This window comes from Streptomyces sp. NPDC050211, assembly GCF_040656035.1.
Classification (GTDB): domain Bacteria; phylum Actinomycetota; class Actinomycetes; order Streptomycetales; family Streptomycetaceae; genus Streptomyces.
In genome coordinates this window covers 1-19,749 of sequence record NZ_JBFALC010000081.1, presented here as the reverse complement: position 1 = coordinate 19,749, position 19,749 = coordinate 1, and the positions used below count along the sequence as shown (strand labels likewise).

Sequence of the window (19,749 nt, the reverse complement as noted above, 5' to 3'; positions counted from 1 at the left end):
CATGCGAACCGACTCTTCTCCCGGCTCCCTGCCGGCGCGGGAGCACCTCCCGGCCGGAGATGCCGGTACGCCTGTCCTGGACGTAGTGATCCCCGTCTACAACGAGGAGAAGGACCTCCAGCCGTGTGTGCTGAGACTCCATCAGCACCTCAAGAACACCTTCCCGTACGCCTTCCGCATCACGATCGCGGACAACGCCTCCATCGACACCACCCCGCAGGTGGCGTCCCGGCTGGAGGCGGAGCTGGCGGAAGTGCGGTCGTTCCGGCTGGAGCAGAAGGGCCGTGGTCGGGCCCTGCGCACCGTGTGGTCCGCCTCGGACGCGCCGATCCTCGCCTACATGGACGTCGACCTGTCCACCGACCTCAACGCGCTGCTCCCGCTGGTGGCGCCGCTGATCTCGGGTCACTCGGACCTCGCGATCGGCTCCCGGCTCAGCCGGAGTTCCCGCGTCGTACGCGGCGCCAAGCGTGAGTTCATCAGCCGCACGTACAACCTCATCCTGCGCGGCTCGCTCCAGGCCCGCTTCTCCGACGCCCAGTGCGGGTTCAAGGCGATCCGCCGGGATGTGGCCCAGGTGCTGCTGCCCCTCGTCGAGGACACCGGCTGGTTCTTCGACACCGAGATGCTGGTGCTCGCCGAGCGCGCGGGCCTCCGTATCCACGAAGTGCCCGTCGACTGGGTCGACGACCCCGACTCCACCGTGCACATCGTGAAGACGGCGACCGACGACCTCAAGGGCGTGTGGCGGGTGGGCAAGGCCCTGGCCGGCGGTTCGCTGCCGCTGGACCGGCTCGCCCGGCCGTTCGGCGACGACCCGCGGGACCGCGAGATCCAGGACGTACCCAAGGGGCTGGCCCGCCAGCTCGTCGGCTTCTGCGTCGTGGGCGGTCTGTCGACCCTCTTCTACCTCCTCCTCTACACCGTGTTCCGGCAGTTCTCCGGCTCACAGATCGCCAACGCGCTCGCGCTGCTGGTCTCCGCGATCGCCAACACGGCGGCCAACCGGCGGCTGACCTTCGGGGTGCGCGGCCGTGGCGACGCCGTCAAGCACCAGGCGCAGGGCCTGGTCGTCTTCGGTATCGGGCTGATCCTGACCAGCGGTTCGCTCGCCGCCCTGAACGCGGCGTCCAGCGATCCCGGGCACTCCACCGAGCTGGCGGTCCTCATCGCCGCCAACCTCGCGGCGACGGTGCTGCGCTTCCTGCTCTTCCGCGCGTGGGTCTTCCCGGACCGGCGCGACGACGACCGCCCGTCGACCGTCGTCGCCTCCTACACCCCGGCGCCGAACACCCCGCCCTCGCCCAGCTACCGCACGGCCCCGCACAACCCGTACGACTCCACCCAGTTCCGCGCCGGTGAAGCCGCGGACCGCTCCTGGAGGGACGCGACCCTGCAGCTGCAGCCCCTCCGTCCCACCGACACCGATCCGAGGGACCGACGATGACCACCTACTACACAGCCGATACGGCCGTCACGGAGCCCATCGCTCCACCGGCGCCCGCGGCCGGCGAACCGAAGCAGCCGCTCGGACGGAGACTGTGGCGCGGCCGGCCCGAGGACCCCCGCTGGGTGCGCCCGGCGTTCTGGGGCCTGCTGCTCGCCACCGCGGCGCTCTACTTCTACAACCTGAGCTCCTCCGGCTACGCCAACTCCTTCTACTCCGCGGCCGTCCAGGCCGGCAGCCAGTCCTGGAAGGCCTTCTTCTTCGGCTCGCTGGACGCCGCCAACGCCATCACCGTCGACAAGCCCCCGGCCGCTCTGTGGCCGATGGCCCTGGCGGTCCGCCTCTTCGGCCTCAGCTCGTGGGCGATCCTGGCCCCCGAGGTCCTCATGGGCGTCGGCACGGTCGCCGTCGTCTATGCGTCCGTACGCCGCCGGTTCAGCCCCGCGGCCGGTCTGATCGCGGGCGTCGTGCTCGCGCTCACCCCCGTCGCGGCGCTGATGTTCCGGTTCAACAACCCGGACGCGATGCTGGCGCTGCTGATGGCGGTCGCCTGCTACTTCGTCGTCCGGGCGCTGGAGGACGGCCGTACGAAGTGGCTGATGTGGGCCGGAGTCGCGATCGGCTTCGCGTTCCTGGCCAAGACCTTGCAGGCCTTCCTGATCCTGCCGCCGCTGGCGATCGTGTACGCGGTCTGCGCGCCGGTGAAGGTGAAGAAGCGGTTCGTCCAGCTGGCGCTGGCGACGGTCGCGATCGTCGTCTCCGGTGGCTGGTGGGTCGCGATCGTCGAGCTGTGGCCCGCGTCCTCGCGTCCGTACATCGGCGGCTCGCAGAACAACAGCTTCCTGGAGCTGACCTTCGGCTACAACGGGCTCGGCCGGCTGAACGGCGAGGAGACCGGCAGCGTCGGCGGCGGTGGCGGAGGAGGCGGCACCGGGCAGTGGGGTGAGACCGGCTGGGACCGGATGTTCAACTCCGAGATCGGCGGCCAGATCTCCTGGCTGCTGCCGGCGGCCCTGATCCTGCTGATCGCGGGCCTGGTGGCCACGCGCAAGCTCAAGCGGACGTCCGTGACCCGTGGTTCGTTCCTGGTCTGGGGCGGCTCGCTGCTGATCACCATGGCCGTCTTCAGCTACATGGCGGGCATCTTCCACCAGTACTACACGGTGGCCCTCGCTCCCTACATGGCGGCCGTGATCGGCATGGGTTCGGCGAACCTGTGGGAGAAGCGGCGCGAGATGTGGGCCTCGCTCGCCCTCGCGTCCGCGGTCGTGGCGAGCGCTGCCTGGGGTTACGTCCTGCTCAACCGCACGCCGGACTACCTCCCGTGGCTGAAGTGGCTGGTCCTGATCGGCGGCCTCATCGGCGCCCTCGGCCTGATCTTCGTCGCCAAGCTGGGCCGCCAACTGGCCCTCGCGGCAGCGGGGTTGAGCTTCGTCGCGGCCGTCGCCGGTCCGACGGCGTACACCATCAGCACGCTTCAGGAGGGCCACACCGGCTCCATCGTCACGGCCGGTCCGGCCGGGGCGAGCATGATGGGCGGCGGAGGTCGCGGTGGCGGTGGCGGTGGCATGGGCGGCGGGATGCCGGGCCAGAACGGCAACGGCACCACGCAGGGCCAGGGCCAGCAGGGCGGCGGCATGGGCCAGCCCCCGACCGGCGGCACCGGCGGCATGCCGGGCCAGAACGGCAACAGCACCACCCAGGGCCAGAACCAGCAGGGCGGCGGCATGCCCGGCGGACAGACGGGCGAGGGCGGCATGGGCGGTGGCGGCGGCGCCGGTGGCCTGCTCAACGGCGCCAGCGTCTCCGCCGAGGCCAAGAAGCTGCTGGCGACGAACGCCGGGGACTACACCTGGGCCGCCGCGGCCATCGGCGCCCAGAACGCGGCGAGCTACCAGCTCTCCACCGGCGAACCCGTCATGGCGATCGGCGGCTTCAACGGCACGGACCCGTCGCCGACGCTGGCCCAGTTCAAGCAGTACGTGACCGACGGCAAGATCCACTACTTCATCTCCAGTGGCTCCGGCGGCGGTGGCATGGGCGGCAGCAGCAGCGGTACGTCCTCGCAGATCACGGAGTGGGTCGAGGCCAACTTCAAGGAGGTGACGGTCGGTTCGTCGACCTTCTACGACCTGACGCAGGCGGCGAGCAGCAGCTGACGCTCGGCTGGGACGTGGTCATGCTGTACGCCGTATAGGAACTGTTCTACGGTGTACAGCATGACCACGTCCCCCCAGGGCCACCCCCAGCGCTGGCTGATCCTCGGCGTCATCTGTCTCGCCCAGCTCACCGTGCTGCTCGACAACACCGTGCTGAACGTGGCGATCCCCTCGCTCACCACGGAGCTGGGCGCCGCCACCTCCGACATCCAGTGGATGATCAACGCGTACTCGCTCGTGCAGTCGGGCCTGCTGCTGACCGCGGGCAGCGCGGCCGACCGCTACGGCCGCAAGAAGATGCTGATCGCGGGCCTGACCCTGTTCGGCATCGGCTCGCTGGCGGCCGGACTCGCCGATTCCACCGGGCAGTTGATCGCGGCGCGGGCCGGCATGGGCGTGGGCGGTGCGCTGCTGCTGACCACGACGCTCGCCGTGGCCATGCAGATCTTCGCGCCGGAGGAGCACCCCAAGGCGATCGGCATCTGGAGCGCCGTCAACGCGCTCGGCTTCGCGGTGGGGCCGCTGCTGGGCGGGTTCATGCTGAACCACTTCTGGTGGGGCGCGATCTTCCTGATCAATCTGCCGGTCGCCGCGCTGGGCCTCGTTGCCGTGATCGCTCTCGTCCCCGAGTCCAAGAATCCGCGTGGCGACCGGCCCGACCTGCTGGGCGCGCTGCTGTCCACGATCGGTATGTCCTCGCTGGTGTTCGCGATCATCTCCGGGCCCGAGCACGGGTGGACGTCCGGGCGGGTGCTGGGCACGGGTGCGCTGGCTGTGGTGGTGCTGGCGGTGTTCGCGTACTGGGAGAGCAAGATCCCGTACCCGATGCTCGACCTGCACTTCTTCCGGGACCGGCGGTTCACGGGCGCGGTCGCGGGGGCGGTGCTGATCACCTTCGGGATGGGCGGGGCACTGTTCCTGCTGACGCAGCATCTGCAGTTCGTGCTGGGGTACGACGCGCTGGAGGCGGGGCTGCGTACGGCGCCGCTCGCGCTGACGGTGGTGGCGCTGAACTTCTCGGGGTTGTCGGCGAAGTGGACGGCGAAGCTGGGGACGCCGGTGTCCATCCTGCTGGGGATGGTGCTGATGTCGGCGGGACTGGTGTCCATCGCCACGTTGGCCTCCGGCGGTTATGCCGGGACGTTGCTCGGGTTGGTGCTGATCGGGGCGGGGTGTGCTGTGGCCAACCCGGTGATGGCGCACGCCATCATGAGTGCGATTCCCCGCGAGAAGGCGGGAGTTGGTGCGGGGATCAACGGCACGCTGGCGGAGTTCGGGAACGGGCTCGGGGTGGCGGTGCTTGGAGCCGTGCTCAACTCGCGGTTCGCGGCGTTGATTCCGGTGGCGGCGGCTTCGTTGCCTGCGGCGTTGGCTTCGGCTGGGTCGGCGGAGGAGAGGACGCGTATTACAGAAGCGTTTTCTTCTGGGCTGGAGACCAGTCAGTTGGTGGGGGCGTTGGCTGTGTTGCTGGGTGGGGTGGTGGCGGCGGCGTTGTTGCGACGTGCGGAAAGGGCAGACTCGGAGGTGGTGGGTGCGCATTAGCTCGGGACATCCGGTGCGTGTGCGTCTGCAGGTTGTATGTGGTTGATCGCGCCCGCGCGGCGGAGCCGCAAATTGATACAGTCCCGCGCCCCTGAAGGGGCGCTCCAGCGCGACCGGCAGCAAGAAGCTCAGGAAGGTGCTCCATGGCTAAGTCCGACCAGCGTTCGGCTCGGACCAGTGTCTGGCTGGAGGGCAAGGCACGCCGGGGTGGGCGAGGGGGTGGGCAGCCGTCCGGGCTCGATCGCGGCCGGATCACCGAGGTCACTGTGCGGCTGCTCGATGCCGAAGGGCTGGGCAAGTTCTCCATGCGGCGGCTGGCCGGGGAGCTGAATGTCACGGCGATGTCGGTGTACTGGTACGTCGATACCAAGGACGACCTGCTGGAACTCGCCCTGGACGCGGCCTTCGGTGAGTTGCGGCTGCCCGATGCGGATGCCGAGGGCGAGGACTGGCGGGATCAGCTGCGGACGCTGGCCCGGGAGTACCGGGGGTTGCTGGTGCGGCATCCGTGGCTGTCGCCGCTCGCCGGGACGTTTCTCAACATCGGCCCCAACTCGCTGGCGTTCTCCCGGGTCATCCAGCGCGTCATCCGCAGGACCGGGCTGCCCGCGCGGCGACTCACCGGCGCCATCTCGGCCGTCTTCCAGTTCGTGTACGGCTACGGCACGATCGAGGGCCACTTCATCGCCCGTTGCGCGGACGCCGGCATGACCCAGGACGACTACTTCCGGCATGCGATGAGCGCGGTGACCCAGGCTCCGGAGGCCGCCGAGGTCATCAAGGAGTCCGAGGACATCATGGCGGCCCGCGGCGGCGACACCGTGGAGGAGATGCGGGAGCGGGACTTCGCGTTCGCGCTGGAGCTGCTGATCGCGGGGATCGAGGCGATGGTGAAGAGGGCGGACAGGACGTAGACGCCATTGTCAGTGGTGGGCAGTACGGTCTTTTCATGGCAGCCCGAATCACCCTGACGCTCGACTGCGCGGACGCGCGGCTCCTCGCCGAGTTCTGGAAGACGGCGCTGGGCTATGTCGACGAGCCGCCGCCCGCTCCCTTCGCCACGCGCGAGGAGTGGTTCGCGAGCTTCGACCTCCCGGAGGACGAGTCCGTGGACGACGGCGCGTGGCTGTGCGACCCGGACGGTGTCGGCCCCCACCTGTCCCTCCTCAAGGTTCCCGAGCCGAAGACGGCCAAGAACCGCCTGCACATGGACATCCGGGTACCGGGACATGGCAGCCCCGAGGAGCGCTGGGCCCGGATCAGAGCCGAGGCCGAGCGGCTGGTGAAGGCGGGCGGGAGCGTGCAGGGGGAGTTCGAGGGTCACCACATAGCGATGGCCGACCCGGAGGGCAACGAGTTCTGCGTCGCCGCGACCTCCGAGTGAGCCGTGAGTCCGTGAGTCCGTGAGTCCTACTCCCCGCTGACCAGCCGCGCCGGGAACCCGCCCGTCGCCACCGGACCCCACCGCACCGGTGTGACCCGGATGATCGACTTGCCCTGCTTGACCATGGCCGCCCGGTACTCGTCCCAGTCGGGGTGCTCGCCGGCGATGTTGCGGTAGTACTCGACGAGCGGCTCGACGGAGTCGGGGGAGTCGATCACTTCGGCGGTGCCGTCGATCTGGACCCAGGGTCCGTTCCAGTCGTCGGACAGGACGAGGAGGCTGACCCGATCGTCCCGCTTGGCGTTACGGGTCTTGGCCCGCTCGGGGTAGGTCGACACGACGATCCGGCCCGAGTCGTCGACACCGCAGGTCAGCGGCGAGGCCTGGGGACTGCCGTCGGCTCGGCGGGTGAGGAGGATGGCGCGGTGGCGGGGGCGTACGAACTCGAGGAGGTCTTCGAGTGATACGGCGGTGTTCGTTGCGATGTTCGGTGCCATGGGGCGCAGCCTAGACCGAGGGGAGTGCCGCGCTGGGTTCGTTGTCGGGTGCGGCGGCGTCGTGGCTGGTCGCGCCCACGCGGCGGAGCCGCAAACGATACAGCCCCGCGCCCCTATGGGGCGCTTACAGCTGCGGCAATGACTCGCCCTGTACCGCCTGGATGTCCAGCTCCACCTTCAGTGTCGTGCCGATTGCCGCGATGCCCGCCTGGACCACCTCGTTGTAGTACATGGCGAAGTCCTCGCGCTGCAGTCGGGTCGTGGCGCGGAAGGCGGCTCGGGTGCCGCCCCAGGGGTCCGCGCCGGTGCCGAGGTAGGCGAGGTCCAGGTCGACGGGGCGCACTACGCCGTGCAGGCCCAGCTCGCCGTGGACCGTCCAGCGGTCCGGACCCGCCGCTGTCAGGCCTGCCGAGCGGTAGGTGATCTCGGGGTACGTCGCCACGTCCAGGAAGTCGGCGGACTTCAGATGGCCGTCCCGCATCGCGTTCCCCGTGTCGACGGACGCGGCCCGGATCACCGCCTCCACGCGGGACTTGGTGACGTCGTCGGGGGCGACCTCGATCAGGCCCGCGAACTCGGTGAAGCGGCCGTGCACGCTGGAGATCCCCAGGTGCTGGGCGACGGCGCCGACGCTGGAGTGCGCCGGGTCGATGGTCCACGGCCCGGGCGGCGGCAGCTCGGTGCCGCCCTGCCGCGCCAGTGTCACCGTGCCGACGTCGGCCCGGCCGCTCGCGGTGACGATCGCGCTCGCGGCGGCGGGTGCGTAGCCGACGGCCGTGACGATGACGGTGTACGCCCCGGGAGTCAGCGCGGTCGCGTCCCGTACGACCCCCTCGCCGTCCGCCTCGGCCCGCACCACCTGTGCCCCGGTCATGTCGGTCACCGTGACGACCGCGTGCGACACGGCCCATCCGTCCCGCGTACGGATCTTCGCGGTCAGTCCCATCCCGTCAACTCCCTGCAAAACCTTGCACATTGGCTGTAGAGCGAACCGGCCCGGACGAACGCGCTCCTCCGCTCAGAGCGCGCGCCCGTCACGGGCCGGGGTCGAACTACTCGCCCGGGTGGGCGAGTTCGATGTCGTGGGCGTCGGCTCCACGACCGGTGACGGTCAGCGCCGTCGCGACCGGCGGGTAGCCCGTCGCGATGACGGTGTACTCGCCGCTGTCGAGGTCGGTGAAGGCATACGCCCCGTCCGCGCCGGTCGTGGCCGTGCCGACCACGTTGCCCGCCGCGTCGACCAGCGTCACGCGGGCGTCGGCCAGCGGACCGTGCGGAGCCCGTACGACACCCTGGAGCTGGGCGCCCGCGTCCAGGTCGACCTCGACCCGGGTGACCCCGGTGCCGCCCACCTCGACGGGCAAGGCGCGCGGCCGGAACCCGGCGGCGTTCACCGCGACAGTCACGGCGCCCGGCACCAGCTCACCGAAGGCGAACTCGCCCTGCTCACCGGTGGTCCCGGTGGCCAGCAGATCCCCGCGCACATCGGTGACGATCACCATCGCGTCCTTGACCGGAAGCGTGGTCGCCGCTGCCCGCACGACACCGTTCAGCCCGCTGGTGCCGCTGAGCAGGATGTCGTACGACACAGGCTCGCCGTTCACCACGATCGTGGACGCCTGCGGCTGGAACCCGTCGGCGGAGGCGATCAGGACGTACGAGCCCGCGCCCGGCGCGTCCACCGCGTAGGAGCCGTCGCCCTGCGCGACCGAGCGGCCCAGCTGGCGCCCGGCGAGGGAGATCAGCGTGACGGCGGCCTGCGGGACGGGCGCGCTCTCGGCGCCGCGGACATGGCCGCGGACCGGGATGCCGCCGGAACCCTCCCGAGGAGGCGCCACCGTGGCGACGGCCGCGAGCCTCTGCGTGCCGTCGGGACCGGCCTCGGTGTCCGCTACCGCCCAGCTCGGCACCTTCTCCTCGGACTGAGACTGAGCCTGAGCGGGTGCAGCCTCCTCGGACTCCGCCGCCTGCGCCATCGCGCCCTTCGTCTTCAGCGGAACCTCCTTGATGAACAGCGAGAACAGCAGGGCCAGCAGCGCGATCGGCGAGGCGTAGAGGAACACGTCCGCGATGCCGTGGCCGTAGGAGCTCTCCATCAGCGTGCGGATCGGGGCGGGCAGCAGGTCCATGTCCGGGATGCTGCCGGTGGAGGAGGAACCGGCGAGCGAGGCGGCGGACTGCGGGTCGAGGGCGGCGGCGCCCTTCTCGACGTAGTGCGTGATCCGGTGGCTGAGGACCGCGCCGAGGGCGGAGACACCCACCGCACCGCCGAGGGAGCGGAAGAAGTTCACCACCGAGCTGGCGACGCCGAGATCGCTCGGGTCCACCTGGTTCTGCGTGGCCAGCACCAGGTTCTGCATCATCATGCCGACGCCGAGCCCGAGCATGGCCATGAAGATCGCCACGTGCCAGTACTCGGTGTCGTATCGGATCGTGCCGAGCAGGCCCAGGCCCGCCGTCACCAGCACGCCCCCGACCAGCAGCCATGCCTTCCAGCGTCCGGTGCGGGTGATGACCCGGCCGGAGACGGTGGAGGAGACGAACAGGCCGGCGATCATCGGGATGGTCATGACGCCGGACATGGTCGGCGACTTGTCCCGGGCCAGCTGGAAGTACTGGCTGAAGAAGATCGTGCCGGCGAACATCGCGATACCGACGAACAGCGAGGCGAGCGAGGTCAGGGTGATCGTGCGGTTGCGGAACAGCCGCAGCGGGATGATCGGCTCGGTCGCCTTCGTCTCGATCAGCATGAAGAGCGCAAGCAGCGCGAGGGTGCCGCCGACCATCGCGTACGTCTGCCAGGACACCCAGTCGTACTTGTCACCGGCGAAGGTGACCCAGACCAGCAGCAGGCAGACGGCGGCCGTGATGAAGAAGGCGCCGGCCCAGTCGACCTTGGCCCGCCGCTTGACCACCGGCAGATGCAGGGTCCGCTGCAGCACGATCAGGGCTATCACGGCGAAGGGCACACCGACGTAGAAGCACCAGCGCCAGCCCAGCCAGTCGGTGTCCGTGATGACACCGCCGATCAGCGGGCCGCCGACCATCGCGGTCGCGAACGTGGCGCCGAGGTAGCCGTTGTAGCGGCCGCGCTCACGCGGGGAGATCATCGCCGCCAGGATGATCTGGGCCAGCGACGACAGACCGCCCATGCCGATGCCCTGGACGGCGCGGAAGGAGATCAGCATCGCCGGGTTCTGCGACAGACCGGCCGCCGCCGAGCCCACCACGAAGATCACCAGAGCCAGCTGGATCAGCAGCTTCTTGGAGAACAGGTCGGCGAGCTTGCCCCACAGCGGGGTGGACGCGGTCATCGCCAGCAGCGACGCGGTCACCACCCAGGTGTAGGCACTCTGGCCGCCGCCCAGGTCCTTGATGATGTCGGGCAGGGCGTTGGAGACGATCGTCGACGACAGGATCGCGACGAACATGCCGAGCAGCAGGCCCGTGAGGGCCTCCATGATCTGCCGGTGCGTCATCGGAGCGCCGTCGGCGGAGCCTTGGGAGCCTCCCCCGTGCTTGGCGTGAGCCCGCACACCGGCTGGTGTGGTCGTTGCCATGGGCTTCCTTCTCTTATGTGCTTGCGGGTGTACGGGTGGTCTCGTCTAGCGCGGGCGGGCCGGGCGGGGCCTGCGGCCGGGACGTGGTCCGGCAGTCGTCGAAGCTGTCCCTGAGCCGGGCCATCAGCCGGGTGAGCTGGCCGACCTCGTCGTCGGACCAGTCGCGCAGGCGGTGGGCGAGCAGCTCGGCGGTCCGCAGGGACAGCTCGTCGAGCAGTGCCTGGCCGGCGGGGGTGAGGCGCAGGATGCGGGAGCGCTTGTCCGCCGGGTCCGGGGAGCGCTCGATCCAGCCGCGCTCGGCGACGTGCGCGACATGGCGGCTGGTCACCGACATGTCCACGGCGAGCAGCTCCGCGAGCCTGCTCATCCGCATGTCGCCGTGGCGTCCGAGCAGCGTCAGTACGGCGGCGGAGCCGCTGGGACACTCGGACGGCAGATTCCGCCCCATCTCCCGCTTCACGGCCCCGAAGGCACTGAACTGGCGTGCCAGCTCCTCGTACTGCGCCTGCTCGGCCATCGCACCTCCCATGTTCGTTGCTTAGGGCAACCATAGAGAGTGTTGGTTGCTACAGGCAAACAAATCGGGGTAGGTGCGGCATAAAAACTTGGCAAAGGCAAGTATTGCGAATGTAAATGTGCAGGTGGCAAAGGTTCTGTGGGAGGAACGGAGCCCCCGCTTGGGCGGCCACCCTCGATTCGCTAGGGTCTCGGGACATGGCTAACACCCAGGGCCCCCAGGGCAACCACGACCCCGCAGGCAACACCCAGATGTTCCGCGCGTTCGTCGACGAGGGCCCGCAGGGCCGGCAGCGGGCGGCGGCCTCCTCGGGCCCCCGCATCGGCCTGATCCTCGGTGTCGTCGTCGCGGTGGCCGTAGTGGCCGCCGTCGCGTGGCTCGCGCTGAAGTAGGGGCTTCACACAGGCGGGGCGCCGACTACTTCCACTGGACGGCCACGTCCCGCGTCTCGATGTGCATGCCCAGCGGCACCCGCCACTGGTCGACGCACACCGTCCAGGTCTTCTCCTTCCGCGCGCCGGCCCCGACCGGCACCGGAAGCTTCTCGGCCGACTCGACGGTCCCCCAGTCGATCCCGAGCGCGCCGATGATGTGCGTCCCGAAGGTCACCGTGCCCGAACGCACCGCGGTTCCGCCCGAGTTGCGGAAGTCGAGGGTCACCTTCTCGCACCAGCGCTTGTCCGTGGGCTCCCGCTCCGGCTCGGACCAGGTGAGGGCGGCGGGCGCGGGGGATGTCGTAGGACTGCTGCCGCTGGATGGTGGCGGTGAAGTCGCAGGGGTACGGGGGGACTTGGCGCCATCGGTCTCGCTCTCGGCCTCCGTCTCGGCTTCCGTCCGGGTGGAGGGGGTGGGGCTGTCCGCCGTAGGCCCTTCCTGGGCCGAGGGGGCGCTCGAACTTCCGCCCGCGCCCGGCGAGTCGGCCGGATCCTTCGAGGATGGCCCGGGTGGCCCGGATGTCTCGCTGTCGAGCGGCACCAGGCTCACGCCGCCGGTCGGCTGCACGGCCTTCCCGGGTGCCTGAGGTGCCGAACCGGTCGCCACGTACCCGTCGCCGCCGCCCTGGGCCCCGCATGCGGCCAGCAGCCCGCCGAGGCAGACGACGGCCGCCGACGCGCCGATCGCGGCGTGCCGACGGCCATGTGTCCATGTCGCCCACGTTGATCGAAGCATCGCGCCATGGTGGCTGACACCCCGTCAAATGGGAAGCCCCAAGCGGGCCTTCGACGCCGTCGGTCAGAAAGCCTCCGGCGGCGTCCCGGCGTCCCGGCGTCGTCAGTCGGAGATGAGGCCCTCGCGCAGCTGTGCCAGCGTCCTGGTCAGCAGCCGGGAGACGTGCATCTGGGAGATGCCGACCTCCTCGCCGATCTGCGACTGGGTCATGTTGGCGAAGAAGCGCAGCATGATGATCCGGCGCTCGCGGGGCGGCAGCTTGGCGAGCAGGGGCTTGAGGGACTCGCGGTACTCCACGCCCTCCAGCGCGGTGTCCTCGTACCCGAGGCGGTCCGCGAGGGAGCCCTCGCCGCCGTCGTCCTCGGGGGCCGGGGAGTCGAGGGAGGAGGCCGTGTAGGCGTTGCCGACGGCGAGGCCGTCGACGACGTCCTCCTCGGACACGCCCAGGACCGCGGCGAGTTCGGTGACCGTCGGGGAGCGGTCCAGCTTCTGGGACAGCTCGTCGCTGGCCTTGGTGAGGGCCAGCCGCAGCTCCTGCAGCCGCCTGGGCACCCGGACCGACCAGGACGTGTCACGGAAGAACCGCTTGATCTCGCCGACGACCGTCGGCATCGCGAACGTCGGGAACTCCACGCCCCGTTCGCAGTCGAAGCGGTCGATCGCCTTGATCAGGCCGATGGTGCCGACCTGGACGATGTCCTCCATCGGCTCGTTGCGCGAGCGGAAGCGGGCCGCCGCGTACCGCACGAGCGGGAGGTTGAGCTCGATCAGCGTGTCCCGGACGTATGCACGCTCGGGGCTGTTCTCGTCCAGTGCGGCGAGCCGCAGGAAAAGGGAGCGGGACAGGGTGCGGGTGTCGATGGTCTCCGAGGCGGGGATCTCCGGGGCCGGCGGGGCCTGAACGATCTCCACCTCGTCGATGGGGCCGAGCGCAGCGTGCGCCTCGGGCACTGCGTCGCTCTTTGTGAGCGTGAGCACCTTCGAGCTGCCCTTGTCTGCGGACATGCCACCCCCTTTGGGTCGCGGGACGGTCGCGGCGAACGCTCCATCGAGGAACGCCAGCCTTCACCTGAATACCGGAGCCGCAGCCCCGGCAAACGCGCTTCCCGCAGAATGTCACATGTCGGCAACACGCTGTAGTGACATGTCGACATGTGAGACTCGAATCCGCCCTGGATAAAGGGGGTCTGACGGTTTTTCGGCGCAGAACTGTCGGGATCCGCCCTGGTGAGCGATTCGCTCGCGACGGTGACGGCTCGATCCTCTATGCGGTTCGGTGCGCTTAGGCGTCGATCCTGTTCGCCGAGCGCAGCCGCTGGAAGCTACGCGCGAGTAGCCGCGAAACATGCATCTGGGAGACGCCGAGTTCCGCACTGATTTGCGACTGGGTGAGATTGCTGTAGTAGCGCAGCAGCAGGATGCGCTGTTCGCGTTCGGGGAGTTGGACCAGCAGATGCCGGACGAGGTCGCGGTGCTCGACGCCGTCCAGCGCCGGGTCCTCGTAGCCGAGCCGGTCCAGGAGCCCGGGCAGGCCGTCGCCCTCCTGGGCCGCCTCCAGGGAGGTGGCGTGGTACGACCGTCCCGCCTCGATGCAGGACAGCACTTCCTCCTCCGTGATGCGCAGCCGCTCGGCGATCTCGGCGGTGCTCGGGGAGCGCCCGAAGGCCGTCGTCAGATCCTCGGTCGCGCTGTTGACCTGCACCCACAGCTCGTGCAGCCGGCGCGGGACATGGACCGTGCGGACGTTGTCGCGGAAGTACCGCTTGATCTCGCCGACGACCGTCGGCATCGCGAAGGTCGGGAACTGCACGCCCCGGTCCGGGTCGAAGCGGTCGATGGCGTTGATGAGCCCGATGGTGCCGACCTGGACGACGTCCTCCATGGGCTCATTGCGGGAGCGGAAGCGGGCGGCCGCGTAGCGCACGAGCGGAAGGTTGGCCTCGATGAGCGCCCCGCGCACCCGGTTGTGCTCCGGCGTGCCCGGCTCCAGTTCCTTGAGCTCGCCGAAGAGCACCTGTGTGAGCGCCCGGGTGTCGGCGCCGCGGCGTCTCTCGGGGGCGGGGGGCGGGTCCTGGGCCTCGGGTTCGGTAGCCGGTGTCTCGGCCTGAGCGGGAGCCTCGTCCTGGGGCGGCGCAGTACTGGCCGACACGGTCAACGCCACCTCTTCCTCGGTCAACTCATCCGTCTCATCCGTCAAAAGCTGTCATAGCATCACAAGACATGTGCATTGCATGCAAGCACCGCATAACCACGTGTTGACGGCAAAACGGTGCATAAGACGCACGAAAGCCCCCCGCCGGAACGGCGGAGGGCTTCGAAGCCGGTGGTTCAGAAACGAACCACCGACTCAGCACTCATGGTCAGAACTCATAGTCCGCAATCACCCACGTGGCGAACTCGCCCCACAGCGCGACGCCCGCCTGATGCTCCGGGTGCGTGGCGTACGTCCGCAGGGCCGCGCGGTCCTCGAACGCCGAGTTGATCGCGAAGTCGTACGCGATGGGCCGGTCGCTGAAGTTCCAGCCCAGCTCCCAGGAGCGGATCTCGGGGATCTTGCCGTCGAGTGCCCGGAAGATCTCCACGCCCTTCACCACGCGCGGGTCGTCGCGCTCGACGCCCTCGTTGAGCTTGAAGAGGACCAGATGGCGGATCATGACTCTCCTCCGTTGGCGACCCAGGACGCGAAGTCGCCGAGGGCCTTCGCGGCGTCCGATATGCCCTCGAAGCCTATCTGGACATAGTCGGCGGCCTTCGACGGATCCGTGATGATCACGTAGAGCACGAAGACCACGACGACATAGACGGCGACCTTCTTCGAATTCACCGCCACCGCGGCCTCCTCTGTGCCTGTTGTGCCCTGAGGGCCCCCTGTTGACGGCGGCGAGTGTAACCTTCGCGCCATTCCCAGGGATCAACGGCCCGCGGGTGGCGGACTCTTGCGTGTGGACTCCGGGGCCTTGGCCTGCGGCGCGGCGTTGCCCGGCGGCGCAGGATGGACGACGTGGCCCGGCGGATCTGGCAGGAATCCACCGGGTCGGGACGGACTCACTGTGGAGGCTCTGGGCTCACTCGACGCTGTCGTCGACCTTGAAGTTGTAATTGACGTTGCTGCCGGTGACCGAGGTGGCGGTGACGGTGACACCGAGGGTGTCCGTGCCGGCGGTGAGCTCGCAGCGGATCGTGGCGCCGACCCGGGCCGGGAGGTGCTCAGGGCAGGTGACCCTGTCGGGACGCTTGCCGACGTCCGCGGTGAGCTTGTCGGAGATCGTCTGCGCGACTCGGGCCTTGTGGACGGCCCCGTTCTCGCTGACGCCCGTGTTCGCGGAGTCCGCGGGAGCGCTACTGACCGGCTGCTCCTCGGCCGTCGGCTGCTCTTCGACGGGGGCCGCGCTCTCGCTGGTCGTCGCCTTGTTCTTCTTCTCCGCGTTGCCAATGCTGAAGGAGCATCCGGTGGCGAGAAGCACCGTCAGTGTGCCCAGCGCCGCCGCGGCCGCGATCCTCTTTTTACGCGCCGTGTGCTGCATTCCGTCCCCCTTTTTGTGAGCGATGAGACAAAGATTCAGCACTGGTCTTTCCGTGTATTGCGGCCGTAATCGCCGTCCGCCGCCACGCCCACCTTCCTCTGAACGGAGATGAGCGCCGACTCGGTGAGGGCTCCGAAGACCCCGTCCGTGGCAAGCGGAGTCAGCCGCGGCGGCGGACGGCGCGCCGGCGAGAGCGCCGCCGAGGAGGCCGACCAGAAGGCCTCCCGTGGCCGCAGCCGATTTCGCGCGCCCGCTTCGGAATTTGATCAATTCTGCTCCACTCTCCGATTTTCGGGCGGATTGCCGACTGCCCGGGCGCATGAGCGAGAAAGCGAATGTGAAATCGTGCGCGCCCGCCGAAGTCGGTGCCGGCCCCCGTACAACGGCACGCTAGCCCGGCCCGGTCACTGAGTGTGCCGGTCGTTCGACCCGCGAGTCGGACGCGGGCGCCTCGTCGTCGGCCAGGCCGCAGGCGGACATCTTGATCCGTCGGTCACAACCGGTCAGGCTCGGTCGCCGAGCCGGTGACGGAACGGCCGCGCTGGTCAGTCCAGCCGGCGATCAGCCGGCGCTGTCGCTGGTGACCTTGATGGCGGCGCCGAGGTTCGGCGCCGCGCTCCTGGCGAGTTCGTAGGCATGGTCCCGATCCGCGCTCTCCGCCACGACGATGCTGACCGCCGATCCAGACACAGCATCGCGTCGCAGAGTCGCGCCGACGACCGGGTACTGAGCGAGCACCGCCTCGTACGCGGCGATCGCCTCGGCAGGGAACCGGTCGTTGAAGTCGGTCTCCACAAAGAGCCCGCCTTTGACCCTGAGGACCATCACGCCAGAGAGTGGCCGGTGCCGGTCGCCCTCGGCGTACATGTCCTTGAATACAGCCAATGCGCCGGTGGCATCGACCGCGGTGACCTCGATCTGCCAGCGCTCGGTTGCTTCTTTCCAGGGCGCATCATGGATGTCGGCGTCCGCCACCCGGTCGTCGGCCGTCAGAGACCGCCACAGCGCCAGGACCTCTCCGGTGCGCCTCTCGTCCGCGACGACCGTGAAGGTGATGCCATCCGCCGTGATCCGGCCGGTGACGTTGTCGTGACGGGCGACGTACTCCCTCATCTCGCCCGCCAGCTCGGTCACGCGGTCGGCCGAAGTGCCGCCCTTGAGGATCAGCACGCCGTCCGACGATCCGCTGAAGGGCAGCGTGTTGTTCTTGGTGGTACTGACTTTCGCCACGTCCGGCGTGTCGGCCCAGTACTCCTCGAAATCCGCGGCGAGTGCCGTGCCCTTGTCGATGGCGCAGCCGGTCAACAAAGTCAGGCCCAGCACGAACGCGATGATCGATGCCGGCCACCGCAGGGCGCTTCTTCTCAGTGTCGTCTCCTTGAAAGCGGCGTCGCCGGCGGCGAACAGGCAAGGAGTGTGCTCCGAGTCCCAGGCCGCGGTGGTATTCGCGACGGTACTGGGAGGTCTCCACTCGCCGGGTCAGTCGCACATATGGGACCACCCCGTGTTGGGACTCCAGGTCTTCTCGCCGGAGGCCGCACCTCTCCAACTGAACGTCGCCACCACGCTGAAACTCTGGTCCCAGTCGCACGGGTTGACGGCGGTGGTGCCGGCCCAGTCCTCGGTGGCATGCCAGCCGTCGGTGTCCGCCGCGGCGCGCACCGTCACATTCTCACTGCCGTTGAAGCGCAGCAGCTTCACGTTGGTGACCTTGACCTGGTAGCTGCCGCCACCGGCGACGTCGGTGATCTTCGCCCGCGCTCGGTAGGTGTCGGCGGCCTCGTCCCACCAGACGGTGGCGCAGCGCTTGACCTGGGTGCCGTAGCACTTCCATTCGCTTACTGCGGATGCCGACGACGGGGTGAAGACGATCGACGCGCCAAGCGCCGCGGCGACCAACGCGCCGGTAGTACCGAACCGGCCCACACGCTTGAGCCTCATGAAAATCCCCCTCAATTCCCTGTCTGCACAGGGTGGTTGCGCTGCGGTGATGGCACCGTAGCCCGGCCCGGTCGCGGAGTGTGCCGGTCGTTTGCCCCACATGGAACGGCTGGTGGCGCGACCATGGGGCTACGCAAAACACCCCCCTGGCTGCGTTTCTGCAGTCAGGAGGGTGTGAGAGCGGTAGCGGAGGGATTTGAACCCGCTTACGTGACCCTTCTCACCTGCGGTTTTTCCTGAGAGTGGGACATATCACCCTGTTTCCATCCTGCTGAATCCTGCTCGATCCACCTCTGACGGTTCCCGTGAGGCACGTGCCTCACGGCTGGCAGAACGACTCCGGCGGCTGAACGAGAGCTGCACTCGATGGTGGGGGGATGCTATGGAGAGCCGATAAGTGCGGGCACATGCGGGGCAGGGAAGTCTCGTGATCGCAGTCGACCGGTGGCGGGGGAACGAGCGCATCTGATTACGGAGAGTTACGTCTCCGTCGGCGAAGAACTTGCGGCCGCATGAGGGGTCAACCGCGAGCTGACCCGCGCGCTGGACCAACCGCCGCCGCGTTAAGCGACTGGACCGATTCCTCGACCACGGACAGCCGGGAGCGGGGCGAGGAATCGAGCAACACCCTGCCCCCAAAGCCGGGCGAATCGCGCCAGGGCAAGCCGGTCAGCCAGCATCCACAAACGCGCGTGCCGCGGCCGACACTTCCTTGGACCGATCCTCGCTGAGTGCCACAGCTGGCGACTCGTCGTCCAAATGAGGGTTGGCGCCCACGAACCAGGCCCGCACCACATCAGGGCTGTCATGCGCCTGAAGCTGATGGAAGATGCGGTAAGCCTCGCGAAGCCTCGCGTCCGAATCCGGACGAGGCTTGTTCTGGCCGCGGGCCCACCGCCCGACTGTCTTCCAGTCACTCACTCCGGCGATGATCGCCGTGAGCCTCTGGCCGAGTACCTCTTGAAGGAACTGGGCGATAGCGTCGATCTCAGTCTTCATAGCCTGCTCATGGGCGTACTTGTCCTCAAGCTTCATAGCGATCTTCTTCCAGTCGACGCGCTACAAAGAGCCTGGTGGCGCCTCGCTGGGGGTTTTCGCCCCCTGATTAGCCGCCAAGTATGCCCCTGTCTTTGCCTCCATCCTCGCCCCGTTGTTCGATCGTGACAAATCGCACTTCCACGCTCACGCCATTAGGCTGATCATGAAGGACCCACCTCAAGGGGGTGGACCATGGCGCAGCCACGCTTGCGCGAAGTGCGACCTGAAGAGTCGCTATGGCGAGTCGCCCGCCAAGCGGATCCCTTCAGACCTCGCGTCGGCGACCCGAACGAGTTGCAGCGCCCGCGAGCGGGGTTCCGCTTTGACAGCCAACGCGGCGATTACGGCGTCCTCTACTTCGGAGCGTCGCTTACCTGCTGCTTTGCAGAAGTCCTCCAGGATTTCTCCCCCAGTGCGAAGGTGAGAGCCGCTGTCGACGCGGACGCTCACGCACAAGGTCTACGCCTGGCCGGCGTGGTGGGGGCCGATTGGCGCCACGCCAGGGTCGCCGCCTTGGCAACCGTGACCGACGGCCGTCCGTTCATCGATGTGGAACATCCCGAGACCCATGCCGTGCTGACAGAAGAGCTCGCCGTGGCACTCGCAACTCTCAATGTCGAACGTTTGAACGTCTCATCCGTTAGAGGTGATGATCGCCGAGTGACCCGGACGATCTCCCAGTGGATCCACGATCAAGTCGACCCACGGGAAACCCGCCGCTATGCCGGGATGCGGTACTTGTCGAAGATCAACACCGAGTGGGAATGCTGGTGTTTGTTCGCGGACTGCTACCTGGAACCAGGCATCCAGAATCCGATACCTCGCGAGATGCCCGAGCTCCAAGCGGCTGCGGATCTCCTGTCCCTGTTGGTCTACTAAAGGGTGTTGCACAAGGCCGTGTTCGGGCAGGTCAGGGCTCGTGATTGCGGACTTCTGGTCATGATGCGAGCGCGAGGTTGTGCATGTGAGC

Annotated in this window: 21 protein-coding genes; 7 read left to right on the top strand and 14 right to left on the bottom strand. The window is 68.6% G+C overall.

Translation table 11 applies throughout. From position 1 onward, the window contains the following. The first annotated feature begins 1 nt into the window (after position 1). The 5 genes from AB0I98_RS43515 to AB0I98_RS43495 all read left to right on the top strand — a co-directional run bounded on the left by AB0I98_RS43515 (position 2) and on the right by AB0I98_RS43495 (position 6,532). Positions 2 to 1,447, top strand: coding sequence for a bifunctional glycosyltransferase family 2/GtrA family protein (locus AB0I98_RS43515; RefSeq protein ID WP_362951597.1), 1,446 nt, complete (start codon positions 2 to 4; stop codon positions 1,445 to 1,447). Then, positions 1,444 to 3,606: a glycosyltransferase family 39 protein gene (locus tag AB0I98_RS43510; protein ID WP_362951596.1), complete on the top strand. Its 2,163-nt coding sequence runs from the start codon at positions 1,444 to 1,446 to the stop codon at positions 3,604 to 3,606. The genes AB0I98_RS43515 and AB0I98_RS43510 overlap by 4 nt, the downstream gene beginning before the upstream one ends. A gap of 60 nt (positions 3,607 to 3,666) precedes the next feature. After that, the gene (locus AB0I98_RS43505) at positions 3,667 to 5,148 is read left to right on the top strand and encodes an MFS transporter (protein ID WP_362951595.1); all 1,482 of its coding nucleotides are present in this window, start codon (positions 3,667 to 3,669) and stop codon (positions 5,146 to 5,148) included. Positions 5,149 to 5,291: 143 nt separating this feature from the next. Then, complete coding sequence (locus AB0I98_RS43500) at positions 5,292 to 6,062, top strand: TetR/AcrR family transcriptional regulator (protein ID WP_362951594.1); 771 nt, start codon at positions 5,292 to 5,294, stop codon at positions 6,060 to 6,062. Between the two features lie 35 nt (positions 6,063 to 6,097). Further along, positions 6,098 to 6,532 (top strand): VOC family protein, encoded by a 435-nt coding sequence (locus AB0I98_RS43495; protein ID WP_362951593.1) that lies wholly within the window; start codon positions 6,098 to 6,100, stop codon positions 6,530 to 6,532. 26 nt (positions 6,533 to 6,558) lie between these two features. On the opposite strand, the gene AB0I98_RS43490 is transcribed toward AB0I98_RS43495, so the two are convergent. The 4 genes from AB0I98_RS43490 to AB0I98_RS43475 form a co-directional block, all read right to left on the bottom strand. After that, positions 6,559 to 7,029, bottom strand: a complete 471-nt coding sequence (locus AB0I98_RS43490; RefSeq protein ID WP_362951591.1) for a PPOX class F420-dependent oxidoreductase — start codon at positions 7,027 to 7,029, stop codon at positions 6,559 to 6,561. A 124-nt stretch (positions 7,030 to 7,153) separates the two neighbouring features. Continuing rightward, positions 7,154 to 7,975, bottom strand: coding sequence for a YceI family protein (locus AB0I98_RS43485; protein ID WP_362951590.1), 822 nt, complete (start codon positions 7,973 to 7,975; stop codon positions 7,154 to 7,156). 106 nt (positions 7,976 to 8,081) lie between these two features. After that, positions 8,082 to 10,589 (bottom strand): MFS transporter, encoded by a 2,508-nt coding sequence (locus AB0I98_RS43480; RefSeq protein WP_362951589.1) that lies wholly within the window; start codon positions 10,587 to 10,589, stop codon positions 8,082 to 8,084. Positions 10,590 to 10,602: 13 nt separating this feature from the next. Continuing rightward, positions 10,603 to 11,106 carry a MarR family transcriptional regulator gene (locus tag AB0I98_RS43475; RefSeq protein ID WP_362951588.1) on the bottom strand — a complete coding sequence of 168 codons (504 nt, stop codon included), beginning with the start codon at positions 11,104 to 11,106 and terminating at the stop codon, positions 10,603 to 10,605. A gap of 197 nt (positions 11,107 to 11,303) precedes the next feature. Here AB0I98_RS43475 and AB0I98_RS43470 point away from each other — a divergent pair, with 197 nt between their 5' ends. Beyond that, a complete protein-coding gene (locus AB0I98_RS43470) occupies positions 11,304 to 11,498 on the top strand; it encodes a hypothetical protein (RefSeq protein ID WP_362951587.1) in 195 nt (64 codons plus the stop codon). Positions 11,499 to 11,523: 25 nt separating this feature from the next. Here the strand turns inward: AB0I98_RS43470 and AB0I98_RS43465 are convergent, their stop codons facing one another. From AB0I98_RS43465 to AB0I98_RS43420, 10 genes are all read right to left on the bottom strand, one after another. After that, entirely contained in the window at positions 11,524 to 12,276 is a 753-nt protein-coding gene (locus AB0I98_RS43465; protein WP_362951585.1) for a hypothetical protein, read from the bottom strand. A gap of 102 nt (positions 12,277 to 12,378) precedes the next feature. Further along, positions 12,379 to 13,281: an RNA polymerase sigma factor SigF gene (locus AB0I98_RS43460; protein ID WP_362951584.1), complete on the bottom strand. Its 903-nt coding sequence runs from the start codon at positions 13,279 to 13,281 to the stop codon at positions 12,379 to 12,381. Positions 13,282 to 13,558: 277 nt separating this feature from the next. After that, the gene (locus AB0I98_RS43455; protein WP_362951630.1) at positions 13,559 to 14,431 is read right to left on the bottom strand and encodes an RNA polymerase sigma factor SigF; all 873 of its coding nucleotides are present in this window, start codon (positions 14,429 to 14,431) and stop codon (positions 13,559 to 13,561) included. A 205-nt stretch (positions 14,432 to 14,636) separates the two neighbouring features. Continuing rightward, positions 14,637 to 14,930 (bottom strand): Dabb family protein, encoded by a 294-nt coding sequence (locus AB0I98_RS43450; RefSeq protein WP_328361584.1) that lies wholly within the window; start codon positions 14,928 to 14,930, stop codon positions 14,637 to 14,639. Then, entirely contained in the window at positions 14,927 to 15,106 is a 180-nt protein-coding gene (locus tag AB0I98_RS43445; RefSeq protein WP_362951583.1) for a hypothetical protein, read from the bottom strand. The genes AB0I98_RS43450 and AB0I98_RS43445 overlap by 4 nt, the downstream gene beginning before the upstream one ends. Before the next feature lie 235 nt (positions 15,107 to 15,341). Next, a complete protein-coding gene (locus tag AB0I98_RS43440) occupies positions 15,342 to 15,800 on the bottom strand; it encodes a DUF4333 domain-containing protein (RefSeq protein ID WP_362951582.1) in 459 nt (152 codons plus the stop codon). Positions 15,801 to 15,835: 35 nt separating this feature from the next. Further along, entirely contained in the window at positions 15,836 to 15,964 is a 129-nt protein-coding gene (locus AB0I98_RS43435; RefSeq protein ID WP_362951629.1) for a peptidoglycan-binding domain-containing protein, read from the bottom strand. 397 nt (positions 15,965 to 16,361) lie between these two features. After that, positions 16,362 to 17,123 (bottom strand): hypothetical protein, encoded by a 762-nt coding sequence (locus AB0I98_RS43430; RefSeq protein WP_362951581.1) that lies wholly within the window; start codon positions 17,121 to 17,123, stop codon positions 16,362 to 16,364. Positions 17,124 to 17,279: 156 nt separating this feature from the next. Beyond that, positions 17,280 to 17,741 carry a hypothetical protein gene (locus AB0I98_RS43425; protein WP_362951580.1) on the bottom strand — a complete coding sequence of 154 codons (462 nt, stop codon included), beginning with the start codon at positions 17,739 to 17,741 and terminating at the stop codon, positions 17,280 to 17,282. Between the two features lie 669 nt (positions 17,742 to 18,410). Then, the gene (locus AB0I98_RS43420; protein WP_362951579.1) at positions 18,411 to 18,776 is read right to left on the bottom strand and encodes an XRE family transcriptional regulator; all 366 of its coding nucleotides are present in this window, start codon (positions 18,774 to 18,776) and stop codon (positions 18,411 to 18,413) included. 195 nt (positions 18,777 to 18,971) lie between these two features. Here AB0I98_RS43420 and AB0I98_RS43415 point away from each other — a divergent pair, with 195 nt between their 5' ends. Beyond that, a complete protein-coding gene (locus tag AB0I98_RS43415; RefSeq protein ID WP_362951577.1) occupies positions 18,972 to 19,658 on the top strand; it encodes an RES domain-containing protein in 687 nt (228 codons plus the stop codon). Positions 19,659 to 19,749 lie beyond the last annotated feature (91 nt).

What these genes read in the sequence shown, in the direction of transcription:
- AB0I98_RS43515 (WP_362951597.1), top strand. Translation starts at nt 2, where the DNA reads ATGCGAACCGACTCTTCTCCCGGCTCCCTGCCGGCGCGGGAGCACCTC.
- AB0I98_RS43510 (WP_362951596.1), top strand. Translation starts at nt 1,444, where the DNA reads ATGACCACCTACTACACAGCCGATACGGCCGTCACGGAGCCCATCGCT.
- AB0I98_RS43505 (WP_362951595.1), top strand. Translation starts at nt 3,667, where the DNA reads ATGACCACGTCCCCCCAGGGCCACCCCCAGCGCTGGCTGATCCTCGGC.
- AB0I98_RS43500 (WP_362951594.1), top strand. Translation starts at nt 5,292, where the DNA reads ATGGCTAAGTCCGACCAGCGTTCGGCTCGGACCAGTGTCTGGCTGGAG.
- AB0I98_RS43495 (WP_362951593.1), top strand. Translation starts at nt 6,098, where the DNA reads ATGGCAGCCCGAATCACCCTGACGCTCGACTGCGCGGACGCGCGGCTC.
- AB0I98_RS43490 (WP_362951591.1), bottom strand. Translation starts at nt 7,029, where the DNA reads ATGGCACCGAACATCGCAACGAACACCGCCGTATCACTCGAAGACCTC.
- AB0I98_RS43485 (WP_362951590.1), bottom strand. Translation starts at nt 7,975, where the DNA reads ATGGGACTGACCGCGAAGATCCGTACGCGGGACGGATGGGCCGTGTCG.
- AB0I98_RS43480 (WP_362951589.1), bottom strand. Translation starts at nt 10,589, where the DNA reads ATGGCAACGACCACACCAGCCGGTGTGCGGGCTCACGCCAAGCACGGG.
- AB0I98_RS43475 (WP_362951588.1), bottom strand. Translation starts at nt 11,106, where the DNA reads ATGGCCGAGCAGGCGCAGTACGAGGAGCTGGCACGCCAGTTCAGTGCC.
- AB0I98_RS43470 (WP_362951587.1), top strand. Translation starts at nt 11,304, where the DNA reads ATGGCTAACACCCAGGGCCCCCAGGGCAACCACGACCCCGCAGGCAAC.
- AB0I98_RS43465 (WP_362951585.1), bottom strand. Translation starts at nt 12,276, where the DNA reads ATGCTTCGATCAACGTGGGCGACATGGACACATGGCCGTCGGCACGCC.
- AB0I98_RS43460 (WP_362951584.1), bottom strand. Translation starts at nt 13,281, where the DNA reads ATGTCCGCAGACAAGGGCAGCTCGAAGGTGCTCACGCTCACAAAGAGC.
- AB0I98_RS43450 (WP_328361584.1), bottom strand. Translation starts at nt 14,930, where the DNA reads ATGATCCGCCATCTGGTCCTCTTCAAGCTCAACGAGGGCGTCGAGCGC.
- AB0I98_RS43440 (WP_362951582.1), bottom strand. Translation starts at nt 15,800, where the DNA reads ATGCAGCACACGGCGCGTAAAAAGAGGATCGCGGCCGCGGCGGCGCTG.
- AB0I98_RS43425 (WP_362951580.1), bottom strand. Translation starts at nt 17,741, where the DNA reads ATGAGGCTCAAGCGTGTGGGCCGGTTCGGTACTACCGGCGCGTTGGTC.
- AB0I98_RS43420 (WP_362951579.1), bottom strand. Translation starts at nt 18,776, where the DNA reads ATGAAGCTTGAGGACAAGTACGCCCATGAGCAGGCTATGAAGACTGAG.
- AB0I98_RS43415 (WP_362951577.1), top strand. Translation starts at nt 18,972, where the DNA reads ATGGCGCAGCCACGCTTGCGCGAAGTGCGACCTGAAGAGTCGCTATGG.